We start from the raw sequence: 21,225 nt of genomic DNA, 5'->3' as shown, positions 1-21,225 counted from the left end.
AACCGGTGGCGAGACGCGATATGACGCGATACGGTGTCGCCCGTTCGGCCGAGCGAGGTCGGCTCGGCGCCCATAGGATTCGCGTAGGAATGTCACGATTCAACCGGTTCGATTCGCACTGGGAGCACCCATATGCCAGGCGCCATCTACGCCGAAGGTCTGGTCAAGACCTTCGGCGACGTACGGGCACTGGACGGCGTTGACCTCGATGTACCCGAAGGCACGGTCCTCGGTCTGCTCGGCCCCAACGGAGCGGGCAAGACCACGACCGTACGCGTCCTGACCACCCTCCTGCAGCCCGACAGCGGCAAGGCGGTGGTGGCCGGGATCGACGTCCTCAAGCACCCCAACGAAGTCCGGCGCGCGATCGGCCTCTCCGGCCAGTTCGCCGCCGTCGACGAATACCTCACCGGCCGGGAGAACCTCCAAATGGTCGGCCAGCTCTACCAGATGGGCGCCAAGGCCGCCAAGGCGCGGGCCGTCGAACTGCTGGAGCGCTTCAACCTCGGCGACGCCGCCGACCGCACCGCCAAGACGTACTCCGGCGGCATGCGCAGGCGCCTCGACCTCGCCGCGGCCCTCGTGGTCAGCCCGCCCGTGATGTTCATGGACGAGCCCACCACCGGTCTCGACCCGCGCAACCGCCAGCAGTTGTGGGGGATCATCCAGGAACTGGTCGCCGGCGGCACCACCCTGCTGCTCACCACGCAGTACCTGGAGGAGGCCGACCACCTCGCGCACGACATCGCCGTGGTCGACCACGGCCGGGTCATCGCACGCGGCACCTCCGACCAGCTCAAGGCCCGGACGGGCGGCGAGCGCGTCGAGGTCGTCGTGCACGAGCGCGAGCACATGGCCACCGCCCGGGAAGTCCTCGCCGGCTTCGGCAAGGGCGAGACCACCGTCGAGGAGCACACCCGCAAGCTGACCGTCCCGGTCTCCGGCGGCGCCAAGCTGCTCGCCGAGGTCATCCGCGAACTCGACGGACGCGGCATCGAGATCGACGACATCGGCCTGCGCCGTCCCACCCTGGACGACGTGTTCATCTCCCTGACCGGCCACGCGGCGGAGCGCGCCGCCGAGGAGGCCGGCGAAGCGGCCGCCGACGCGAAGGCCAAGGGCGGCCGCAAGGCCCGTAAGGAGGCGGCGAAGTGACCCTCACCTCCACGACCCCGGAACTGGCGGCGCCCCGCCCGCGCGGCGGCATCGTCCAGGGGATCAACGACTCCCTGGTCATGGCCAAGCGCAACCTGATCCGGATGTCCCGGATCCCCGAGATGATCATCTTCGGCGTGATCCAGCCGGTGATGTTCGTCGTCCTTTTCAGCTACGTCTTCGGCGGATCGATCTCCGTCGGCGGCTCCACCTCGCCCGCCGCCTACCGCGAGTTCCTGATGGCGGGCATCTTCGCCCAGACCGTCACGTTCGCCACGGCCGGCGCGGGTGCGGGCATCGCCGACGACATGCACAAGGGCCTCATCGACCGGTTCCGGTCGCTGCCCATGGCCCGCGGCGCGGTCCTGACCGGCCGCACCCTCGCGGACCTCGTCCAGACCACCCTCACGCTCGTCGTCCTGGCGATCGTGGCCCTGCTCGTCGGCTGGCGTACCCACACCAGCATCGGCGAGGTCCTGGCCGGCTTCGCCCTGCTGCTCCTGCTGGGCTACGCCTTCTCCTGGATCGGCGCCCTGATCGGGCTGTCGGTGCGCACGCCCGAGGCGGCCACCTCGGGCGGTCTGATCTGGCTCTTCCCGCTGACGTTCGTCTCGAACGCCTTCGTCCCTTCCGACAACATGCCGACGTTCCTGCGGCACATCGCGGAGTGGAACCCCTTCAGTGCCACCGTCCAGGCGTCCCGCGAGCTCTTCGGGAACCTCCCCGAGGGCTATCCGGTCCCCGAGGCCTGGCCGATGCAGCACCCGGTCATCGCGTCGATCCTCTGGTCGGTGCTGATCGTCGTGGTCTTCCGCACCCTGGCGGTCCGCAAGTACCGCTCGGCCACCGCGTAGGCGCGGCGGTCGCGCACGCGCCGGAAGCACCGGAAACGCACTTCGCCCCGCCGAGCGGCAGCTCGGCGGGGCGAATGTGGAAAGGGGGGTGATCAGCCGGTGAAGGGCTTGACGTCGAGGATCTTGACCGACGCCTGCTTGCCGTTCGGCAGCTCGTACTGGGCGTCCTCGCCGATCTTCTTGCCCAGCACGCCGGAGCCCAGCGGGGACTGCGGGGAGTAGGTCTCGAAGTCCGAGGACGCGTACTCGCGCGAAGCCAGCAGGAACTCCATGGTGTCGCTCTCGTCACCGTCGAAGGCGATCTTGACCAGGGTGCCCGGGGCCACCTCGCCGTCGGAGGCGGGGGCCGTACCGACCTTGGCCTTCTCCAGGAGCTGCGTGAGCTGGCGGATGCGCAGCTCCTGCTTGCCCTGCTCTTCCTTGGCCGCGTGGTAACCGCCGTTCTCACGGAGGTCGCCCTCCTCACGGGCCGCCGCGATCTTGATCGTGATCTCCGACCGTGCGGGACCAGAGAGGTACTCCAGCTCGGCCTTCAGCTGGTCGTACGCCGCCTGGGTCAGCCAGGTGACGCTCTCGCTCGTCTGGGTCACGGGTGCTCCTCGTCGGTACAGGGACTACAAAGCCGCCAGCGGCGGACGAAACCACGAGCCTAACAATTCGGGAAGAAAAGGGGGAGGACGCCAAGTGTGTGAACTGCGTCAGGTCACCCCCGGGTCATGCCCCGGTCCTGCCCGGATCACGCTTCGGGCACGCTCCGGGTCAGCTCGCGGAACCGGCCTCGCGGCAGCCGATGATCTCGATCATCGTGGCCCGGCCCGTGGTCTTCAAGGTCACCATGTCGTCCACGCGCCCGCTCTTCTGTGCGAACGTGAAATCGGCGCGGCCGACCTCGGCGTGCGACTCGTCCTGCGAGCTCAGCGTGCACACGCCGGTGACCGAGGCCGCCTTGCGCACCTCGAGGTGCACCTCGACCGCGGAGTCGGAGACGACCTTGTACTTGATGAGCTCGGCGCTCACGTTCTGCCCGGCCACGTAGTCCCAGCCGATCCAGCCGACCACGCCCAGCAGCCCGACCCCGAGCACCGATCCGATGATCTTCAGCTTGCGGTCCGCGCGCTCGTCCGCCGACCGGCCGTAGCGGCCCTCGGGCAGCTCCTCGCGCACCGCGCTCATCGATCGTTCCCTTCGAGGTGGGTGAACACCTGGATTCCGGGGTGACCCCCCGGAATTTTTCCACCCTCCGATTCGGTCACTATAGGAGCGCCCGCCCTGACGACTCAAAGAGGATCCTGTCTTGACCGAGCAGCTTCGACTGATGGCCGTCCACGCCCACCCCGACGACGAGTCGAGCAAGGGCGCGGCCACCATGGCCAAGTACGTGTCCGAGGGGGTGTCCGTGCTGGTGGTCACCTGCACGGGCGGTGAGCGCGGCTCCGTCCTGAACCCCAAGCTCCAGGGTGACAAGTACATCGAGGAGAACATCCACGAGGTGCGCGCCAAGGAGATGGACGAGGCCCGCGAGATCCTCGGCGTCGACCAGGAATGGCTGGGTTACGTCGACTCCGGCCTGCCCGAGGGCGACCCGCTGCCGCCGCTTCCCGAGGGCTGCTTCGCCCTGGTGGACGTCGACGAGGCCGCGGGCCGCCTGGTGAAGAAGATCCGCGCCTTCCGGCCGCAGGCCATCACCACGTACGACGAGAACGGGGGCTACCCGCACCCCGACCACATCATGACCCACAAGATCTCGATGGTGGCCTTCGATCACGCCGCCGACACCGAGAAGTACCCCGAGGCCGAGTTCGGCCCGGCGTACCAGCCGCAGAAGCTCTACTACAACCAGGGCTTCAACAAGCCGCGCACCATCGCCCTGCACGAGGCGCTGCTCGCCCGCGGCCTGGAATCCCCGTACGGCGAGTGGCTGGAGCGGTGGAAGGAGTTCGAGCGCAAGGAGCGGACCCTGACCACCCACGTGCCCTGCGCCGACTTCTTCGAGATCCGTGACAAGGCGCTCATCGCCCACGCCACGCAGATCGACCCCGACGGCGGCTGGTTCCGCGTCCCGATGGAGATCCAGAAGGAGGTCTGGCCCACGGAGGAGTACGAGCTCGCGAAGTCCCTCGTGGACACTTCCCTCCCCGAGTCCGACCTCTTCGCGGGCATCCGGGAGAATGCGTAGCTATGAGCGCTACGCACGAAGCAATCGCCCAGCTCCTCCCGCTGGCCGGCGACACCTTCGACAAGAACAAGGTGACCCCGGGCCTCCTCGGATTCGTCGTGTTCGCGGCCCTCGCCCTCGGGGTGTGGGGCCTGATGAAGTCGATGAGCCGCCACATGGGCCGGGTCGACTTCAAGGAAGCACCGGAGCCCGCCGCGGCTCCGGCCCCGGCCGAGGGCACGCGCGCCCCGTAGGGCGCCGTCCCCGCGCGGCGACCGCCGCCCGGCCGTGGAAGACGGCCGGGCGGCGGGTCTCCGCGCGCTTCCGGGCGGCGGGTCTTCGCGCGTGAAGGCCTCCGCGCGCCCTACACCGAGGGCAGCGGCACCGGGACGCCCATGATCTCCCGCGAGTGCAGGTTCGGTACGAGCGACAGCCGCCACGCCTGCCAGCCCTCCGCGGGGTCCACCCCGCGCGCCAGGATCACCGTGTAGGACTCCAGGCAGTCCTCCAGCCGCCCGTCCCGCATCGGGTGCGGGGCCGCCGCCAGCCGCGCCAGCTCCGTGCGCGCCTCGTCCGGGGCCGCCGGGATCGCGTACGGCAGGAGCGTGCAGCGCAGGAAGCGCGCCCAGTCCTCCCCGCGCCGGTCCCCGTAGGAGATGAACAGCCGCACCGCCTCCTCGCACAGGTCCAGCGCCTGCGCGGTCCGGCCGTTGCCCGCGTCCACCACCGCCAGCTCCAGGCAGGTCCAGGCCTCCCCGTGGGCCAGCCCGATCCGCCGGAAGTCCGCCCGCGCGTCCATCAGCAGCTGGCGGGCGAACCCGGAGTTCCTCAGGTTCCCCGTCTGCGCCGCCCGCTGGTCGCGGGTGACCCGGCCCGAGTGGTGGCGGGCGTGCGCCAGCCCGTACACGTCCCGCATCCGGGAGAACATCGTGCGGGCCCGCTCCAGCTCCCGTACCGCCCGGTCCCGCTCCCCGGCCTCCTCCAGCGCCTGCCCGAGGTAGTACAGCGTCCACGCCTCGCCGCGCGCGTCCTCCGACTCCCGGTGCCGGGCCAGCGCGTCCCGCAGCCGCTCCAGCGCCGGCCCCGGATCCCCGTCGACCACCCGGGCCCGGCCCAGCTGGGTCAGCGCCCACGCCTGGCCCCGGTCGTCGCGCGTGCGCCCGTACAGCTCCAGCGCCAGGCGCAGCTCCGCCTCCGCGCGCGGCACCTCGCCCAGGCGCAGGTACACCTGGCCCAGCTGCAGGTGCGCCCAGGCCTCGCCGTGCACGCTCTCGCTCTCCCGGTGCAGGACGAGGGATTCGCGCAGCAGCCGCAGCGCCTCCGCGAGGTGCGCGCGGTCGCGCTCCACCGCCCCGAGCGCGTGCAGGCCCCACGCCCGGTCGCCCGCCAGCTCGTCCGGGGTCTGGAGCACCAGGGCCTCGCGGATGCGGGCCGAGGCCTCGGGGAGGTTGCCCTGGTGGTGCAGGGTGATGCCCAGCGAGACGAGGGCCATGCCCGCGCCCGCCTCCTGCCGGGCCTCTTTGTACTGGTCGACCAGCGAGGTCAGCGTGGTGCGGGACTTGTCCAGCTCGCCGAGCTGGCGGGCCGCGATGCCCGTACGCCACTGCACCGAGCGGACCAGCAGCCCTTGGTCGACGGCTTGCGTGAGCTCGTTGATCTCACCGAGCCGGTACAGGTCACCGCGCAGCAGGCAGAAGTCGCAGAGCGCGCCCAGCAGGTCCAGTACGGCCTGCTGGTCCACGCCCTCCGAGTGCCGCAGCGCCGCCGTGATGAAGCTCGACTCGTCGTCCAGCCAGCGCAGGGCCGCGTCCAGGGAAGGGAAACCGTGTCCGCCGACCGTGCTCGCCTTGGACAGGGCGTTCGCCCGCGTGGACATCTTCCCGTCGACCATCCGGATCACCGAGTCGGCGAGCTGCGCGTACGTACGGATCAACCGCTCGTGCGCCGCCGCCGCGCCGGCCCGGTCCTCGTCCTGCTCCAGGCGCGCAGCCGCGTACGCGCGCACCGCGTCGTGCATCCGGAACCGGTCCCCGCGCACGTGGTCCAGCAGCCCCGCCCGCGCCAGCTCGCGCAGCAGTCGCCCGGCCTCCGCCTGGTCCGCGTCGATCAGCGCCGCCGCGGCCGCCGCCCCCAGCGAGGCCCGCCCGGCCAGCGTGAGCCGGCGCAGCAGCCGGCGCCGCTCCTCGGGCAGGGCCGCGTAGGCCAGGTCCAGGGCGGCGTCCAGGGAGCCGCCGGCCTCCGGGGGCTCCCCGACGCCCCCGAGGGGGGCCAGGACGCGCAGCGCCAGCGGCAGACCGGCGCCGAGCGCGAGCAGGCCCCGTACGGTCTGCGCCGGGTACGGGGCCACGGGCGGCTCCGTACCCGCCGCCGCGGCTCCCGCCGCCTGGACCAGCTCCGCGCCCGCCTCCTCCGTCAGCCGGGTCACCGGAAGCTGGTACACCCAGGCCGCCAGCTCCGGGGGCAGCTCCAGCGGCTCCCGGGCCGTGACCAGGACCAGGCTCTCGGAGCGCTCGGGCACGAGCATCCGTACCTGCGCGGCGTCCACGGCGTCGTCCAGGACCACCGCCACCGGGGTGCCCTGTACGTGCTGGTGGTACAACTCGCCGAGCCTGCGCACCTGTTGCTCCGCCGATGAGCCCTCGCGGAACAGCAGCTGCTCGCGGGGCGCGCCGAGCCGGTTCATCAGGTGCAGCAGTGCCTCACGGGTGGGCAGCGGATTCTCCGCCGTGCCGCCGCCCCGCAGGTTCACCACGCAGGCGCCCCTGAACTGGTCCCGCAGCGCCTGCGCGGCGTGCAGCGCGAGCGTGGTGCGGCCCACCCCGGGCTCCCCGTGCAGCACCACGACCACCGGGCGCGTCTCGGTGCTCACCCGGGCGCTGTGCACCCACTGCGCGATCCGGGCCAGCTCGGCCCGGCGGCCCACGAAAGCGCCCTCCAGCGCGGGGAGTTGCCCGAAGGACTGCTCCAGCATGGCCCGCCTGCGCGCCTCGGCGCTGCGATTGGCACCGCGCAGCGGGAGGGCGGAGCCCCCGCTGCCGTTCGCCACCTTGGGCGGGGCGTGCAGCGCCGCCGCCACCTTGCGCTGCTGCTCCAGGAAGGGACGTATCCCGCGCACGTCCAGCGCCGACAGCCACTTCAGCTTGAGCTGCTCCGCACCGCCCGGACGGCCCGCCTCCCCGGCGCGCCGGTTGGCCGCGGGCAGGTGGAGGGCCGTCACCTTGGCCACGGTCGCCGTCGCCCCGGCCACGCCCACGACGGCCCCGGTGGTCAGCGCGGTACCGACCGCCACGCCGAAGGCCAGGTCGGCCACGATCGCGGCGGCCGCCGCGACACCGGTGACCAGCGAGGCCGTCGAGGTGTTCGCCCGCCGGAAGGCCTCGCCGAGGGACTGCTCCCCGGCCGCCGCCTCGTCCAGGGCGTGCACGTACGCCTCGTACTCGGGGGCCGCGCTCGCCGCGAGCGCGTCCAGGGTCTGCATCCCGCGCGCCAGCAGCGCCGCCTTGGCCTCCGGAGTGCCGGCCGCCCCACCGGCGCCCCGCCGGGCCTCTTCCTCCACGGCCCGCCCCAACAGCCGCTCGGCCTCACCACGATGACTGTCCCGCATCGGCAATCCCCCTCAGAGAGCTCCGGCACCGTGCCACAAGTGTCCGCCGTGACGCTCGCGAGCGCGAGGGAATCTGAGCTAGTTCAGAGGGAGTTGGTCCACAAGCGGTCGCTTATGGTGGCTCCGTGAACAGACGCTGGGCGACCCCGGGACTGTGCGCGACGGCGGCGAGCCTGCTGCTGGTGATGACGGGCTGCGCCCTCCTGCCCCGGGAGGAGGTCCCGGAAAAGGGCTTCTGGCTCCGCTACGAGAAGCCCGCGGCGACCGACGAGGCCTCCGCCCGGTTCCTGCGGAACTGGCAAGTGGCCGAGTTCACGCTCGCCGAGCTCAACGCCTACGTGGACCTTCCCCACCTGGTCACCGTCGTGGCCACGTCCTGCCACGGCGAAGGCACGGGCTACGACCCGGATACCCACACCATCGAGCTCTGCTACGACGACCTGGCCGAGTGGCGTGAGCCGCTCGGCGACGAGGACCTCTCCGAGGTGGTCCGGGAAACCCTCCACCACGAGGCGGGCCACGCCCTGATCGACGCTCTGGACCTCCCGGACGAGGGCCCCCGCGCCGAGGAGGACGCCGCCGACCGCTTCGCGCAGGTCGCCCTCCTGCGCGGCCACCCGGAGGGCGAGGAGACCCTCCTGATCGCGGCCCGCCTCTACGACCTGTCGGCCGCCGCCGAGCCCGGAGCCGCCGCCGACGCCCCGGACGAACACGCCCCGGACGCCGCCCGCGCGGAGTCCCACCGCTGCGCGGTCTACGGCAAGGCCCCCACCCGCCACAAGGACCTCGCGACCCCGGCCCGCGCCACCTGCGCCGCCACGTGGACCCGCACCCGCGACACCTGGACCCGCGACCTGGCGCCGCTGCTGCGGCACGAGTAACCCCTCGCTCGGTTCGTCCGCCGCTCCTTCGACCACCCGCGCCCGGACGCGTGTACGTCGACAGGGGCGGCCCGCGGGACGTGGGCCGCCCGAATCGTGGGCCGCGAACCGGTGGCCCGACGGCCCCGTAACCAGGCGCGTGCCGGGCGGTGCGGCAGGATGGCCCCATGCCGAACCGCCTCGCGAACGAGACCTCCCCTTACCTGCTCCAGCACGCCGACAACCCCGTCGACTGGTGGCCCTGGTCCCCGGAGGCCTTCGCGGAGGCGCGGGAGCGTGGCGTCCCCGTGCTGCTGAGCGTGGGGTACAGCTCGTGTCATTGGTGCCATGTCATGGCGCACGAGTCCTTCGAGGACGAGCTGTCCGCCGCCTATCTCAACGAGCACTTCGTCAACGTCAAGGTCGACCGCGAGGAGCGGCCCGACATCGACGCCGTCTACATGGAGGCGGTGCAGGCCGCCACCGGGCAGGGCGGGTGGCCCATGACCGTGTTCCTGACGCCCGACGCCGAGCCCTTCTACTTCGGGACCTACTTCCCGCCCGAGCCCCGGCACGGGATGCCCTCCTTCATGCAGGTGCTCGAAGGCGTGCGCACCGCGTGGGTCGGGCGGCCCGAGGAGGTGGCGGAGGTCGCGCAGCGGATCGTACGGGACCTCGCGGGGCGGCAGCTCGACTACGGGAAGGCCGGCACCCCCGGACCCGAGGAGCTCGCGAAGGCGCTGCTCGGGCTCGTGCGGGAGTACGACGCCACGCGCGGCGGGTTCGGCGGGGCGCCGAAGTTCCCGCCGTCCATGGTGCTGGAGTTCCTGCTGCGCCACCACGCCCGGACCGGGTCCGAGGGGGCGCTGGAGATGGCGGTCGGCACCTGTGAGGCCATGGCGCGGGGCGGGATCTACGACCAGCTGGGGGGTGGGTTCGCGCGGTACTCCGTGGACCGGGAGTGGGTCGTTCCCCACTTCGAGAAGATGCTCTACGACAATGCGCTGCTCTGTCGGGTCTACGCCCACCTCTGGCGCACCACCGGGGACGAGCTGGCGCGCCGGGTCGCCCTGGAGACCGCCGACTTCATGGTCCGTGAACTGCGGACCCGGGAGGGCGGCTTCGCCTCCGCGCTGGATGCCGACAGTGAGGACCCGGAGACCGGCAAGCACGTGGAAGGCGTCTACTACGCCTGGACTCCCGCCCAGTTGCGCGAGGTGCTGGGGGAGGAGGACGGGGAGCTGGCCGCCGCCTGTTTCGGGGTGACGGAGGAGGGGACCTTCGAGCACGGGATGTCGGTGCTCCAACTGCCCGTCCAGGGGCCCGACATCGGCGAGGAGCGGCTCGCCGGGATCAGGGAGCGGCTGCTCGCGGCGCGGCAGGCGCGGCCCGCGCCCGGGCGGGACGACAAGATCGTCGCGGCCTGGAACGGGCTGGCCATCGCGGCCCTCGCCGAGTGCGGGGCCTTCTTCGACCGGCCCGACCTGGTCGAGCGGGCCACGGAGGCCGCCGATCTGCTGGTCAGGGTGCACATGGACGGCATGGCCCGGCTCGCGCGGACCAGCAAGGACGGGCGGGTCGGGGCGAACGCCGGGGTGCTGGAGGACTACGGGGACGTCGCCGAGGGGTTCCTGGCGCTGGCGGCCGTCACCGGGGAAGGGGTCTGGCTGGAATTCGCCGGGTTCCTCGTCGATCTGGTCCTGGCCGGGTTCACCGCCGAGGACGGCTCGCTGTACGACACCGCGCACGACGCGGAGCGGCTGATCAGGCGGCCGCAGGACCCGACCGACACCGCGGCCCCCTCCGGCTGGACGGCCGCCGCCGGCGCCCTGCTCTCGTACGCCGCGCACACCGGTTCGCAGGCGCACCGTACGGCGGCCGAGCGGGCGCTCGCGGTGGTGCACGCGCTCGGGCCGCGCGCTCCGCGCTTCATCGGGCACGGGCTGGCGGTCGCGGAGGCGCTGGTCGACGGCCCGCGCGAGGTGGCCGTGGTCGGTCATCCGGAGGATCCGGCGCGGGCTGAGCTGCACCGGGTCGCGTTGCTGGGGACGGCCCCCGGGGCGGTCGTGGCGACGGGGCTGCCGGGGGCGGCGGACGGCAGTGGAGGGGAGTTCCCCCTTCTGGCCGAGCGCACGCTCGTGCACGAGCTCCCGACGGCGTATGTCTGCCGACATTTCGTCTGCGCGCGGCCTACGACCGATCCGGTCGAGCTGGCGGGGCAGTTGGGTGCGGTTCGTCCCTGAAAGTGCTGGAGTGCCGTCAATTCCGTTTCTTTCAAGGTCAGTTCGGCAACGTGGTTTTTATCTCGATAGCGCCTGCGCGTCATGTTGGCTGCCTAGTCTCATGACTTCGGAGTCACCGATCGGTCACTGTCAGCGCCCTGGGGCGCCGGCGTAGAGCGCACCGGGGGTTGCGCACGCGGGGGGAATCGGGGGCGGGGCGAGGGCGGCGGGCTGGGGAGCCTGCCGCGCGTGCCCGTCCCCGGGGGGTTGGAGAGATCGCCGCCTGGGGTTGCGGCACGTCTGTGGGGGACGCTTTGTTCATATCCGTGTTCATTTGTGTCGTATCGCTCGCGCTCTTCTGGATGGCGGCGTTCACGCTCTGGTGGCAGATGCACGCCTGGCGGACGCCCGAGACGCTCGCCTCGACCCGCTTCGACAGCCCTGACGGCGGCGGTCGGCTGGCTTTCTCCCTGCTGCTGCCCGCCCGCCACGAGCAGGCGGTGCTGGAGCACACCATCGAGCGCCTCCTGGAATCGAGCCACCGCGACTACGAGATCATCGTGATCGTCGGCCACGACGACCCCGGGACCGCGGAGGTGGCCGAGCGGGCCGCCGCCCGCGCGCCCGGTCTCGTACGCGTCATCACCGACCACCACGAGGTCAAGAACAAGCCGAAGGCCCTCAACACCGCGCTCCCGCACTGCCGGGGCGACGTCGTCGGAGTCTTCGACGCCGAGGACCAGGTCCACCCCGAGCTGCTGTCCCACGTGGACCACGCCTTCCGCGCCACCGGCGCCGACGTGGTCCAGGGCGGGGTCCAGCTCATCAACTTCCACTCCAGCTGGTACAGCCTGCGCAACTGCCTGGAGTACTTCTTCTGGTTCCGCTCCCGCCTCCACCTGCACGCGGAGAAGGGGTTCATCCCGCTCGGCGGCAACACCGTCTTCGTGCGCACCGAGGTGCTGCGCGAGGCCGGCGGCTGGGACCCGAACTGCCTCGCCGAGGACTGCGACCTGGGCGTGCGGCTGTCCTCCGTCGGCAAGAAGGTGGTCGTCGCCTACGACTCCGACATGGTGACCCGCGAGGAGACCCCGGGGTCCCTGGTGAGCCTGCTCAAGCAGCGCACCCGCTGGAACCAGGGGTTCCTCCAGGTGTACCGAAAGAAGGACTGGCAGCAGCTGCCCGGCCGCGGCCAGCGCTGGCTGGCCCGCTACACGCTCATGACCCCCTTCATGCAGGCCACCTCGGGGGTGATCATCCCGGTGAACTTCGCCGTCGCCGTCTTCCTCGACGTGCCCGTCGGGGTCGCGATCGTCACCTTCCTGCCGATGATCACCGCGATGGTGACCTTCGTCTTCGAGGTGGTCGGCCTGCACGACTTCGGCCGCCAGTACGGGCTGCGGGTGCGGTTCGTCCACTACGTCAAGCTCGTGGTCGGCGGCCCGTTCTACCAGGTGATGCTGGCCGGCGCCGCGATCCGCGCGGTCTGGCGCGAGCAGCGCGGACGCAACGAGTGGGAGCTCACCAGCCACACCGGAGCCCACCTCGCGTCCGCGTCCGGTGGCGCCGCCGGCATCCCGAACGGCATGAGCGGCCCGAGCGCCTCGACCACCCCGAAGACCCTCATCCGAGAGGACAGCACCCGGTGACCGCCACCCTGCCCACGGCCACTGATCCCGAGTCCGGTTCGACCCTCACCGAGCCCGCCGCCGATGCCGCCGTCACGGACTCCGCCGTCACCGATGCCGTCACCGATGCCGCCGCCGTGGACGCCGCCGCCGATGCCGCCGTCCCCGGCGCCGCCCGCATCCCGCGCCAGCGCACCGGCGGACTCGGGGTCCGCCCCGCCGCGCCGGCCCGGCCGCTCGTCCGGTTCCGCTCCTCGCGCCCCGACCTGCTGCTCTGCGGGGTGCTGCTGCTCGCGATCCTCCTCGTGCAGGGCTGGAACATCACGAACTTCCCGACCCTCAGCGACGACGAGGGCACCTACCTCGCCCAGGCCTGGGCCGTCCAGCAGGGCAAGGGGCTGGCGCACTACACCTACTGGTACGACCACCCCCCGCTCGGCTGGATCCAGATAGCGGGCCTGACCTACCTGCCGTCCCTGTTCGTACCCGACGCGATGACCGTCGCGCCGATGCGGTTCTCGATGCTCGCCGTCTCCGCCGCGAGCTCGGTCCTGCTGTACGTGCTCGCGCGCCGGCTCTGGCTGCCGCGCTGGGCGGCCGGTCTGGCCATGGGCCTGTTCGGACTCTCCCCGCTCTCCGTCGTGCTCCAGCGGGAGATCTTCCTCGACAACATCGCCGTGATGTGGATGCTGCTGGCCTTCTGCCTCGCCGCGTCCCCCCGCCGCCACCTGTGGCACCACTTCGCCTCCGGCCTGGCGGCCGCCACCGCCGTGCTGACGAAGGAGACGATGCTGGTGGTGCTCCCTGCGCTGCTGGTGACGATGTGGCGCCACAGCCACCGCGACACCCGCAAGTTCGCCGTCACCGGAGCCGTCACCGCCTGCGTGCTGATCGGGGTGACGTACCCCCTCTACGCGCTGCTCAACGCCGAGCTGCTGCCCGGCTCCGGCCACGTCTCCCTCATCGGCGGGATCGTCTACCAGATGGGCCGGGCCGGCTCCGGCTTCATCCTGGACCCCGGCTCCGGTTCGCACGGGGTCTTCGAGTCCTGGCTGTACTACGACACCGTGCTGCCGCTCGGCGGACTGGCCGGCGCGGTCCTGCTCCTCGTCACCATCCGCTGGTCGGTCACGGCCCGGGCGCTCGCGGGCCCGGCGCTGGCCGTGGTCATCCTCGGCCTCGTCGCCCTGCGGCCCTCCGGCTACCTCCCGGCGATGTACGTGATCCAGGCGCTGCCCTTCCTGGCGCTGGTCCTCGCCGGGGGCGCGGCCAGCGTCACCCACGCCGTGCTGCGCCGCCGCCGGGCGCCGGGGGAGCGGCGCGCCCTGGCCTACGGGCGGTGGGCGCTGGTCGGCGTCCTCGCGGCCTCGGCCCTCGTGTACCTCGTACCGCGCTGGTACGACGGCAACCGTACGGCGCTCACGGTCGACGCGAACGCCCCGTACCGGCAGGCCGCGGCCTGGCTCGGGCGCGAGGTGCGCGAGCCCGCGACGACCCGGGTGCTGGTCGACGACGCGCTGTGGCTGGACGCCGTCCACCACGGTTTCGACCCGGGGCTCGGCGCCATCTGGTTCTACAAGGCCGACCTGGACCCCGCGGTCACCAAGACGCTGCCGCGCGGCTGGCGGGACATCGACTACGTGGTCTCCTCGCCCACCGTCCGCCGTGATGCCGCACAACTGCCCAATGTCAAAGCCGCGTTGGAGCACTCGACGACGGTCGCCGTCTTCGGTGAGGGCGAGGACCGCATCGAGATCCGGCGCACGGATCGGGTGGACGGCAGTGACCCCACGGCCCGCACTTCCCAGGGGAGTTGATCCTGCATGAGTGAAGACCTGTGGGCCCCGCACGCCCCACACGCCCCGCACCTCCCGGAGTCCGCCGTCGAGGCGCCCGCCCCGGGCAGTGTCACCCTCATCATCCCGACCTTCAACGAGGCCGGAAACATAGCCGAGTTGTTGAGCCGGCTGGCCGGAGCGCTGCCCGCGCACCTGCCGGTGTCGGTGCTCTTCGTCGACGACTCCACGGACGACACCCCCGCCGTCATCGAGAATGCGGCCCTGGAGTGCGCCTTCCCGGTGGCGGTCCTGCACCGCGAGAGCCCCGAGGGCGGGCTCGGCGGGGCCGTCGTGGAGGGGATCGGGCGCGCGGACACCGACTGGATCGTCGTGATGGACGCCGACCTCCAGCATCCGCCCCACCTGGTCCCCGAGCTCGTCGGGGAGGGCGCGCGCACCGGCGCCGACCTGGTCGTGGCCTCCCGCTACATCGCCGGGGGCAGCCGGGCCGGGCTCGCCGGGGGCTACCGGATCGCGGTCTCGCGCGGAGCGACCTGGCTGGCCAAGGGGCTCTTCCCGCGCGCCCTGCGCGGGATCAGCGATCCGATGAGCGGGTTCTTCGCGATCCGCCGCTCGGCGGTGACGGAGGAGGCGCTGAAGCCGCTGGGCTACAAGATCCTGATGGAGCTGGCCGTGCGCTGCCGGCCGGAGCGGGTGGCCGAGGTGCCGTTCGTCTTCCAGGAGCGCTTCGCGGGGGAGTCCAAGTCCACCGCCCGCGAGGGCCTGCGCTTCCTGGCCCACCTGGCCTCGCTGCGCTCCGCGACCCCGCTGGCCCGCATGATCGGCTTCGGGCTCGTCGGGCTCTCCGGCTTCGTCCCGAACCTGGCGGCCCTGTGGATGCTCACGCACACCGGGATGAACTACCTGGTCGCCGAGGTGGTCGCGAACCAGGCCGGGGTGCTGTGGAACTTCCTCCTCATCGAGACCCTGCTGTTCCGTGACCGGCGCCGGCACCGCCACTGGGCCGACCGGCTCGGGCGCTTCACGCTGCTGGCCAACGCCGATCTGCTGCTGCGGATCCCGCTGATCGCGGTGTTCGTCGGCACCTGGGGCTTCGGCGTCCTGTCCGCGACCGCGCTCGCCCTGGTCACCACCTTCGTCCTGCGCTTCGCGGCGACGGAGGCACTCGTCTACCTCCCGCGCAAGGCGGGCTGTACGCACACGAGTTGAGCCGCACGAAGGGACGTTCCCCATGGAGAGGAAGATCCGGCGCAGGGCAGGGTGGCGGGCCGCCCTGCTGGCCGTCGGGGCGATGACCGGGGGCCTGCTGCTGACCGCGCCGCAGCAGGCCACGGCCGGGCCGCCCAACCTGCTCACCAACCCCGGTTTCGAGACCGCCGGTCCGGCCGGTTCCGACATGCCGTCCTGCTGGTCGAAGTCCGGCTGGGGCGACAACGACTTCACCTTCGCCACCGTCGCCGACGCGCACTCCGGCACCAAGGCGATGAAGGTCTCGCTCACCCGCCGGGTGGACGGCGACCGCAAGGCCCTGGTCACCGAGAACGGCACCTGCGCCCCGACGGTCGTACCGGGCAAGCAGTACGACCTGTCGGCCTGGTACAAGTCGAACACCCCGGACGTGTCGGTGACGGTGTTCCGCCACGACACGGTGGCCGGCTGGCAGTACTGGACCGATCTGCAGAATCCCCCCGTCAGCGCCGCGTGGGCGCGCACGCAGGTCCGTACGCCGGCGGTCCCGCCCACCACGGACAAGATCGCGTGGGGCCTGTCCGTCTACGGGGTGGGCACGCTCACCACCGACGACTACGCGCTGGAGGAGGTGGGCGCGGTCCCGCCGCAGCCCACCTGCACGGGTACGGCCACCGAGTGCGCCAAGGGCAAGTGGGAGGTGATCGCCGCCAAGAACCCGGTGCGCTCGATGCACGCCGTCGTGCTGAAGAACGGCAAGGTGCTGCTGATCGCGGGCTCGGGCAACGACATCGCCCAGTTCAACGCGGGCACCTTCACCTCCGCCGTCTACGATCCGGCGAACGGCTCGTTCAAGACGATCCCGACGCCCGTGGACATGTTCTGCTCCGGGCACGTCCAGCTGTCCGACGGCCGGGTGCTGGTGATGAGCGGGAACAAGGGCTACCCGTCGGCCGACGGCACGATCGGGTACCAGGGGCTGAAGGACTCGTACACCTTCGACCCGGCGACCGAGAAGTACACGAAGACCAACGACATGAACGGCGGGCACTGGTACCCGTCGGCGACCGTCCTCGGCAACGGCGACGTGATCTCCTTCGGCGGGCTGAAGGAGGACTCCACGGGCAACGTGACCGCGGAGAAGTTCTCTGCGGCGCAGAACAAGTGGCTGCCGATGAACGAGGTCAACCAGACCTGGTCGTACTGGGGCCTGTACCCGTCGATGATCCTCATGCAGGACGGGCGGCTCTTCTACTCGGGCAGCCACACCTTCGGCAACGGCACCCCGGGCACCGGCGCCTCCGTCTACGACTACGACGCGAACACCATCACCGACGTGCCCGGCCTGCGGAACAAGGACGAGCGCGACGAGTCGGCGAGCGTGCTGCTGCCCCCGGCGCAGGACCAGCGGGTGCTGACCATCGGCGGCGGCAACAACGAGCGCAACCCCGCCGCGAACCGGCTCACCGACATCATCGACCTGAAGCAGCCGAGCCCCGCCTACACGGCCGGCCCGGACCTGCCGCAGGGTCTGGTCGACCAGGGCGCGGGCAAGCGTCCGCAGACCGGCGCCGAGGGCAAGATGTTCGTGTCCGCCGTGCTGCTGCCCGACGGCAAGGTGCTGGAGACCGGCGGCGGCCTGCACGACCGGGCCGACCCGGTGTACGAGGCCTCGTTCTTCGACCCGACCACCAACACCTACCAGCCGGGCCTGGCCACCGACCCGATCCCGCGGACGTACCACTCGGCTTCGTTCCTGATGCCGGACGGCCGCGTCATGTCGGTCGGGGACAACCCGGGCAACGGCACGTACAACCACAACGTGTCGATCTACACCCCGCCCTACCTCTTCAAGGGGGCGCGCCCGCAGATCACCTCGGTGATCGACAGCCAGTGGGTGTACGGGGACACGCAGCGCATCACCGTCAACCGGGCGGTCGCCAAGGCGGAGCTGATCCGTCCGGCGGCGGTCACCCACTCCTCGGACCCGAACCAGCGGTTCGTGGACCTGCCGCTGACGGTCGTCAACGGCACCACCATCGACCTGAACGTCACCAGCAACCCGAACCTGGCCCCGCCCGGCTGGTACATGCTCTTCGCGGTCGACGCGAACGGCATCCCCTCGATCGCGCGGTGGGTGCACCTGGGCGGCCCGTCCGCCCTGGCGGCGTCCGCCGAGCCCCCGACCGCGCACGAGCACACCTTCGCGAACGAGCTGGCGGACCCGAAGAAGAACCCCGCGAAGCGGGACTCGGCCCCGGTGGCCCCGACCGTGGCCGGCTGCGACCGGCACTACGGCACGGCCAACGTGTGCGTGCCCACGCGGTTCCCGGCGGAGGTGAAGGCGACGACGAAGGCCCGCTGCGACTGGCTGGCCGCCCACAAGTACCCGGCCCGCCTGAAGGTCAACGGCAGCGATCCGCTCCGGCTGGACCCGGACGGCGACGGCTACGCCTGCACGTAGGCGCGCACGTAGGCGCGGGCAGGTGCGCGCAGGCGCACGCAGGTGCGCGTCCCAGGGGCCGGGCCCCTGGGACACGTTCCGTGGTTCAGGCCCGGCGGAGCCGGATCACCGGGATGTCCCTGTCCGTCCCCCGCTGGTACTCCTCGTACCGGGGGAACACGGAGAGCAGGAGGGGCCAGACCCTGGCCTTCTCCTCCGGGGGCAGCACGTCGGCCCGGGCCCGGAACCGCTCGCCCAGCACCCGTACGTGCACCTCGGGGTGGGCTTCGACGCTCGCGAACCACAAGGGGTGCCGGTCGGAGCCTCCGTTGGAGGCCACGATCAGCCGGCTGTCCCCGTCCTCGGCGTAGATGAGGACGGTGCGGTGCCAGTCGCCGCTGACCCGGCCCCGGTAGTCCAGCAGCAGGCAGGGCGAGCCGTTCATGTCGGTGTCCCGCGTGCCGTCCGACTCCTCGTACCGAACCGCTTGGTCGCGCACGTGCGGGTTGGGGCTGAGCTTCACGGCGGCCGGGTCGTAGTCGGGCATCTGGATTCCTCTAGTGCGAGTAGGCGGCCAGCGAGATGCCGACGTAGTGGGCGACGAAGGCGGCCAGGGTCAGGGAGTGGAAGACCTCGTGGAAGCCGAAGAAGCGGGGGGAGGGGTTCGGCCGCTTGATGCCGTAGATGACGCCGCCGATGCTGTAGAGCAGGCCGCCGACGATGACCAGGACCAGGACGGCGATGCCGCCGGTGCGCATGAAGTCGGGGAGGAAGAAGACGGCCGCCCAGCCCATGGCGATGTAGCAGGGGGTGTAGAGCCAGCGCGGGGCGCCGACCCAGAAGACGCGGAAGGCGATGCCGGCCGCGGCCGCGATCCAGACCGCCCAGAGCAGGGTCCGCCCGGTGGAGTCGGGCAGGAGCAGGACGGTCAGCGGGGTGTACGTGCCCGCGATGATCAGGAAGATGTTGGCGTGGTCGAGCCGCCGCAGGATGGCCTCGCCGCGCGGGCCCCACGTACCGCGGTGGTAGACGGCGCTGACTCCGAAGAGCAGGCAGGCGGTGAGGACGTACACCCCGCAGGCCACCCGGGCCGAGGTCGAATCGGTGAAGGCCATCAGGACGAGGCCCGCGATCACCACGGCGGGGAACATGCCGGTGTGCAGCCAGCCGCGCATGAGCGGCTTGGCCTCCTGATCGGCGGGTTCGACCATCGGAGCGGCCGCGGCAGCGGCGTCGGAAGTCATGCCGAACATGCTACCTACGGTTGCGTAGGTTTCCGTTAGTGCGCTTTACGGAAGATTGACCGGAGTGGCGATGCTCACGTGAGAGGCCCCCTGGACATATGCGCACACGCACCGGATGATCAGATGAGTGCGGTCGACACCGGATGAGCGGAGCGCGAAGCGTCCGGGTCGCGGCCCCCACGGGGCAATCACAAATCAAACCCCTCAACAAGGAGCGATCGTGGCGCGCGACATCGCGGCTGGCACCACTTCCGACGTCCCCACCAAGCACCAGGAGCTGGTCTCCTGGGTCGAGGGCATCGCCGCCCTCACCCAGCCTGACCGCATCGTCTGGTGTGACGGCTCCGAGGCCGAGTACGAGGCCCTCTGCGACGAGCTCGTCTCCAAGGGCACCTTCAAGAAGCTGGACCCGGCCAAGCGCCCGAACTCGTACTACGCCGCCTCCGACCCCTCCGACGTCGCGCGCGTCGAGGACCGGACCTTCATCTGCTCCGAGAAGGAGGAGGACGCGGGCCCGACCAACCACTGGAAGGCCCCTTCCGAGATGAAGGAGCTCTTCGCCGGCAAGGGCGAAGAAGGCGGCATCTTCCGCGGCTCCATGAAGGGCCGCACGATGTACGTCGTCCCCTTCTGCATGGGCCCCCTCGGCTCGGAGCTCTCCGCCATCGGCGTCGAGATCACCGACTCCGCCTACGTCGCGGTCGCCATGCGCACCATGACCCGCATGGGCCAGGCCGTCCTCGACGAGCTCGGCACCGACGGGTTCTTCGTCAAGGCCGTCCACACCCTCGGCGCTCCGCTCGCCGAGGGCCAGGACGACGTGCCGTGGCCGTGCAACACCACCAAGTACATCTCGCACTTCCCCGAGACCCGCGAGATCTGGTCCTACGGCTCGGGCTACGGCGGCAACGCCCTGCTCGGCAAGAAGTGCTACGCCCTGCGCATCGCGTCCGTCATGGCCCGCGACGAGGGCTGGCTCGCCGAGCACATGCTGATCCTCAAGCTCACCCCGCCGCAGGGTGAGTCCGCGTCCCCGAAGTACATCGCCGCCGCATTCCCCTCCGCCTGCGGCAAGACCAACCTGGCCATGCTCGAGCCGACCATCCCCGGCTGGACCGTGGAGACCGTCGGTGACGACATCGCCTGGATGCGCTTCGGCGAGGACGGTCGCCTGTACGCGATCAACCCCGAGGCCGGCTTCTTCGGCGTCGCCCCCGGCACCGGCGAGCACACCAACGCCAACGCCATGAAGACCATGTACGCGAACACCGTCTTCACCAACGTCGCGCTCACCCCGGACGGCTCCGACGTCTGGTGGGAGGGCATGACCGAAGAGGCGCCCGCGCACCTGATCGACTGGAAGGGCAACGCCTGGACCCCGGAGTCCGAGACCCCGGCGGCCCACCCCAACGCCCGCTTCGCCGTCCCGGCCTCCCAGTGCCCGACGATCGCCGCCGAGTGGGAGGACCCCAAGGGCGTCCCGATCTCCGCGATCCTCTTCGGCGGCCGCCGCGCCTCCGCCGTGCCGCTGGTCACCGAGTCCTTCGACTGGAACCACGGCGTCTTCATCGGCTCGAACATCGCCTCCGAGAAGACCGCCGCCGCCGAGGGCAAGGTCGGCGAGCTGCGCCGCGACCCCTTCGCCATGCTGCCGTTCTGCGGCTACAACATGGGCGACTACATGGGTCACTGGGTCGACGTGGCCAAGGACAAGGACCAGTCCAAGCTCCCGAAGATCTACTACGTGAACTGGTTCCGCAAGAACGACGCGGGCAAGTTCGTGTGGCCCGGCTTCGGCGAGAACAGCCGCGTCCTGAAGTGGATCGTCGAGCGCCTCGACGGGACCGCCGAGGGCGTGGAGACCCCGATCGGCATCCTGCCGACCGTCGCCTCCCTGGACACCGACGGCCTGGACCTGCCGGCCGCCGACCTGGAGTTCCTGCTCACGGTCGACAAGGAGGTCTGGCGCGACGAGGCCTCGCTGGTCCCCGCCCACCTGAACACCTACGGCGACCACACGCCGAAGGAGCTGTGGGACCAGTACGAGGCGCTCGTCAAGCGCCTCGGCTGATC

The 21,225-nt window shown here is 71.4% G+C and carries 16 protein-coding genes; 11 read left to right on the top strand and 5 right to left on the bottom strand.

Translation table 11 applies throughout. The annotated features are described in order from the left end of the window. The first annotated feature begins 132 nt into the window (after positions 1 to 132). On the top strand, positions 133 to 1,155 hold the full coding sequence (locus ACFYYB_RS16040; protein ID WP_389435836.1) for an ATP-binding cassette domain-containing protein: 1,023 nt from the start codon (positions 133 to 135) through the stop codon (positions 1,153 to 1,155). After that, entirely contained in the window at positions 1,152 to 2,009 is an 858-nt protein-coding gene (locus ACFYYB_RS16035) for an ABC transporter permease (protein ID WP_389435835.1), read from the top strand. The genes ACFYYB_RS16040 and ACFYYB_RS16035 overlap by 4 nt, the downstream gene beginning before the upstream one ends. A 92-nt stretch (positions 2,010 to 2,101) precedes the next feature. On the opposite strand, the gene greA is transcribed toward ACFYYB_RS16035, so the two are convergent. Then, positions 2,102 to 2,599, bottom strand: a complete 498-nt coding sequence (gene greA, locus ACFYYB_RS16030; RefSeq protein ID WP_389435834.1) for a transcription elongation factor GreA — start codon at positions 2,597 to 2,599, stop codon at positions 2,102 to 2,104. 169 nt (positions 2,600 to 2,768) lie between these two features. Then, positions 2,769 to 3,182 (bottom strand): DUF4307 domain-containing protein, encoded by a 414-nt coding sequence (locus ACFYYB_RS16025; RefSeq protein WP_389435833.1) that lies wholly within the window; start codon positions 3,180 to 3,182, stop codon positions 2,769 to 2,771. Positions 3,183 to 3,303: 121 nt separating this feature from the next. On the opposite strand from ACFYYB_RS16025, the gene mca reads away from it, so the two are divergent. Continuing rightward, the gene (gene mca / locus ACFYYB_RS16020; protein ID WP_389435832.1) at positions 3,304 to 4,185 is read left to right on the top strand and encodes a mycothiol conjugate amidase Mca; all 882 of its coding nucleotides are present in this window, start codon (positions 3,304 to 3,306) and stop codon (positions 4,183 to 4,185) included. Positions 4,186 to 4,187: 2 nt separating this feature from the next. Beyond that, complete coding sequence (locus ACFYYB_RS16015) at positions 4,188 to 4,418, top strand: hypothetical protein (protein ID WP_389435831.1); 231 nt, start codon at positions 4,188 to 4,190, stop codon at positions 4,416 to 4,418. 110 nt (positions 4,419 to 4,528) lie between these two features. Here the strand turns inward: ACFYYB_RS16015 and ACFYYB_RS16010 are convergent, their stop codons facing one another. Then, positions 4,529 to 7,768 carry a tetratricopeptide repeat protein gene (locus tag ACFYYB_RS16010; RefSeq protein WP_389435830.1) on the bottom strand — a complete coding sequence of 1,080 codons (3,240 nt, stop codon included), beginning with the start codon at positions 7,766 to 7,768 and terminating at the stop codon, positions 4,529 to 4,531. A 125-nt stretch (positions 7,769 to 7,893) separates the two neighbouring features. On the opposite strand from ACFYYB_RS16010, the gene ACFYYB_RS16005 reads away from it, so the two are divergent. The 6 genes from ACFYYB_RS16005 (at position 7,894) to ACFYYB_RS15980 (ending at position 17,929) form a co-directional block, all read left to right on the top strand. Then, complete coding sequence (locus ACFYYB_RS16005; protein ID WP_389435829.1) at positions 7,894 to 8,649, top strand: DUF4344 domain-containing metallopeptidase; 756 nt, start codon at positions 7,894 to 7,896, stop codon at positions 8,647 to 8,649. A 167-nt stretch (positions 8,650 to 8,816) separates the two neighbouring features. Next, on the top strand, positions 8,817 to 10,871 hold the full coding sequence (locus ACFYYB_RS16000; protein ID WP_389435828.1) for a thioredoxin domain-containing protein: 2,055 nt from the start codon (positions 8,817 to 8,819) through the stop codon (positions 10,869 to 10,871). A 293-nt stretch (positions 10,872 to 11,164) separates the two neighbouring features. After that, complete coding sequence (locus tag ACFYYB_RS15995; protein ID WP_389435827.1) at positions 11,165 to 12,499, top strand: glycosyltransferase; 1,335 nt, start codon at positions 11,165 to 11,167, stop codon at positions 12,497 to 12,499. Positions 12,500 to 12,657: 158 nt separating this feature from the next. After that, positions 12,658 to 14,295: an ArnT family glycosyltransferase gene (locus tag ACFYYB_RS15990; RefSeq protein WP_389436217.1), complete on the top strand. Its 1,638-nt coding sequence runs from the start codon at positions 12,658 to 12,660 to the stop codon at positions 14,293 to 14,295. 6 nt (positions 14,296 to 14,301) lie between these two features. After that, a complete protein-coding gene (locus tag ACFYYB_RS15985) occupies positions 14,302 to 15,486 on the top strand; it encodes a glycosyltransferase (protein WP_389435826.1) in 1,185 nt (394 codons plus the stop codon). A 22-nt stretch (positions 15,487 to 15,508) separates the two neighbouring features. After that, positions 15,509 to 17,929, top strand: a complete 2,421-nt coding sequence (locus ACFYYB_RS15980; RefSeq protein ID WP_389435825.1) for a galactose oxidase-like domain-containing protein — start codon at positions 15,509 to 15,511, stop codon at positions 17,927 to 17,929. A gap of 85 nt (positions 17,930 to 18,014) precedes the next feature. Here ACFYYB_RS15980 and ACFYYB_RS15975 read toward each other — a convergent pair whose 3' ends face one another. Together ACFYYB_RS15975 and ACFYYB_RS15970 are read right to left on the bottom strand one after the other, a co-directional pair. Then, positions 18,015 to 18,455: a nitroreductase/quinone reductase family protein gene (locus ACFYYB_RS15975; RefSeq protein WP_389435824.1), complete on the bottom strand. Its 441-nt coding sequence runs from the start codon at positions 18,453 to 18,455 to the stop codon at positions 18,015 to 18,017. Positions 18,456 to 18,465: 10 nt separating this feature from the next. Beyond that, positions 18,466 to 19,152, bottom strand: coding sequence for a hemolysin III family protein (locus ACFYYB_RS15970; protein WP_389435823.1), 687 nt, complete (start codon positions 19,150 to 19,152; stop codon positions 18,466 to 18,468). A gap of 220 nt (positions 19,153 to 19,372) precedes the next feature. Here ACFYYB_RS15970 and ACFYYB_RS15965 point away from each other — a divergent pair, with 220 nt between their 5' ends. Further along, entirely contained in the window at positions 19,373 to 21,223 is a 1,851-nt protein-coding gene (locus tag ACFYYB_RS15965) for a phosphoenolpyruvate carboxykinase (GTP) (RefSeq protein ID WP_389435822.1), read from the top strand. Positions 21,224 to 21,225 lie beyond the last annotated feature (2 nt).

Source organism: Streptomyces sp. NPDC002886, assembly GCF_042888445.1.
Taxonomy (GTDB): domain Bacteria; phylum Actinomycetota; class Actinomycetes; order Streptomycetales; family Streptomycetaceae; genus Streptomyces.
The sequence above is the reverse complement of the archived record's forward strand: the minus strand, read 5'-3'. Positions and strand labels throughout refer to the sequence as shown.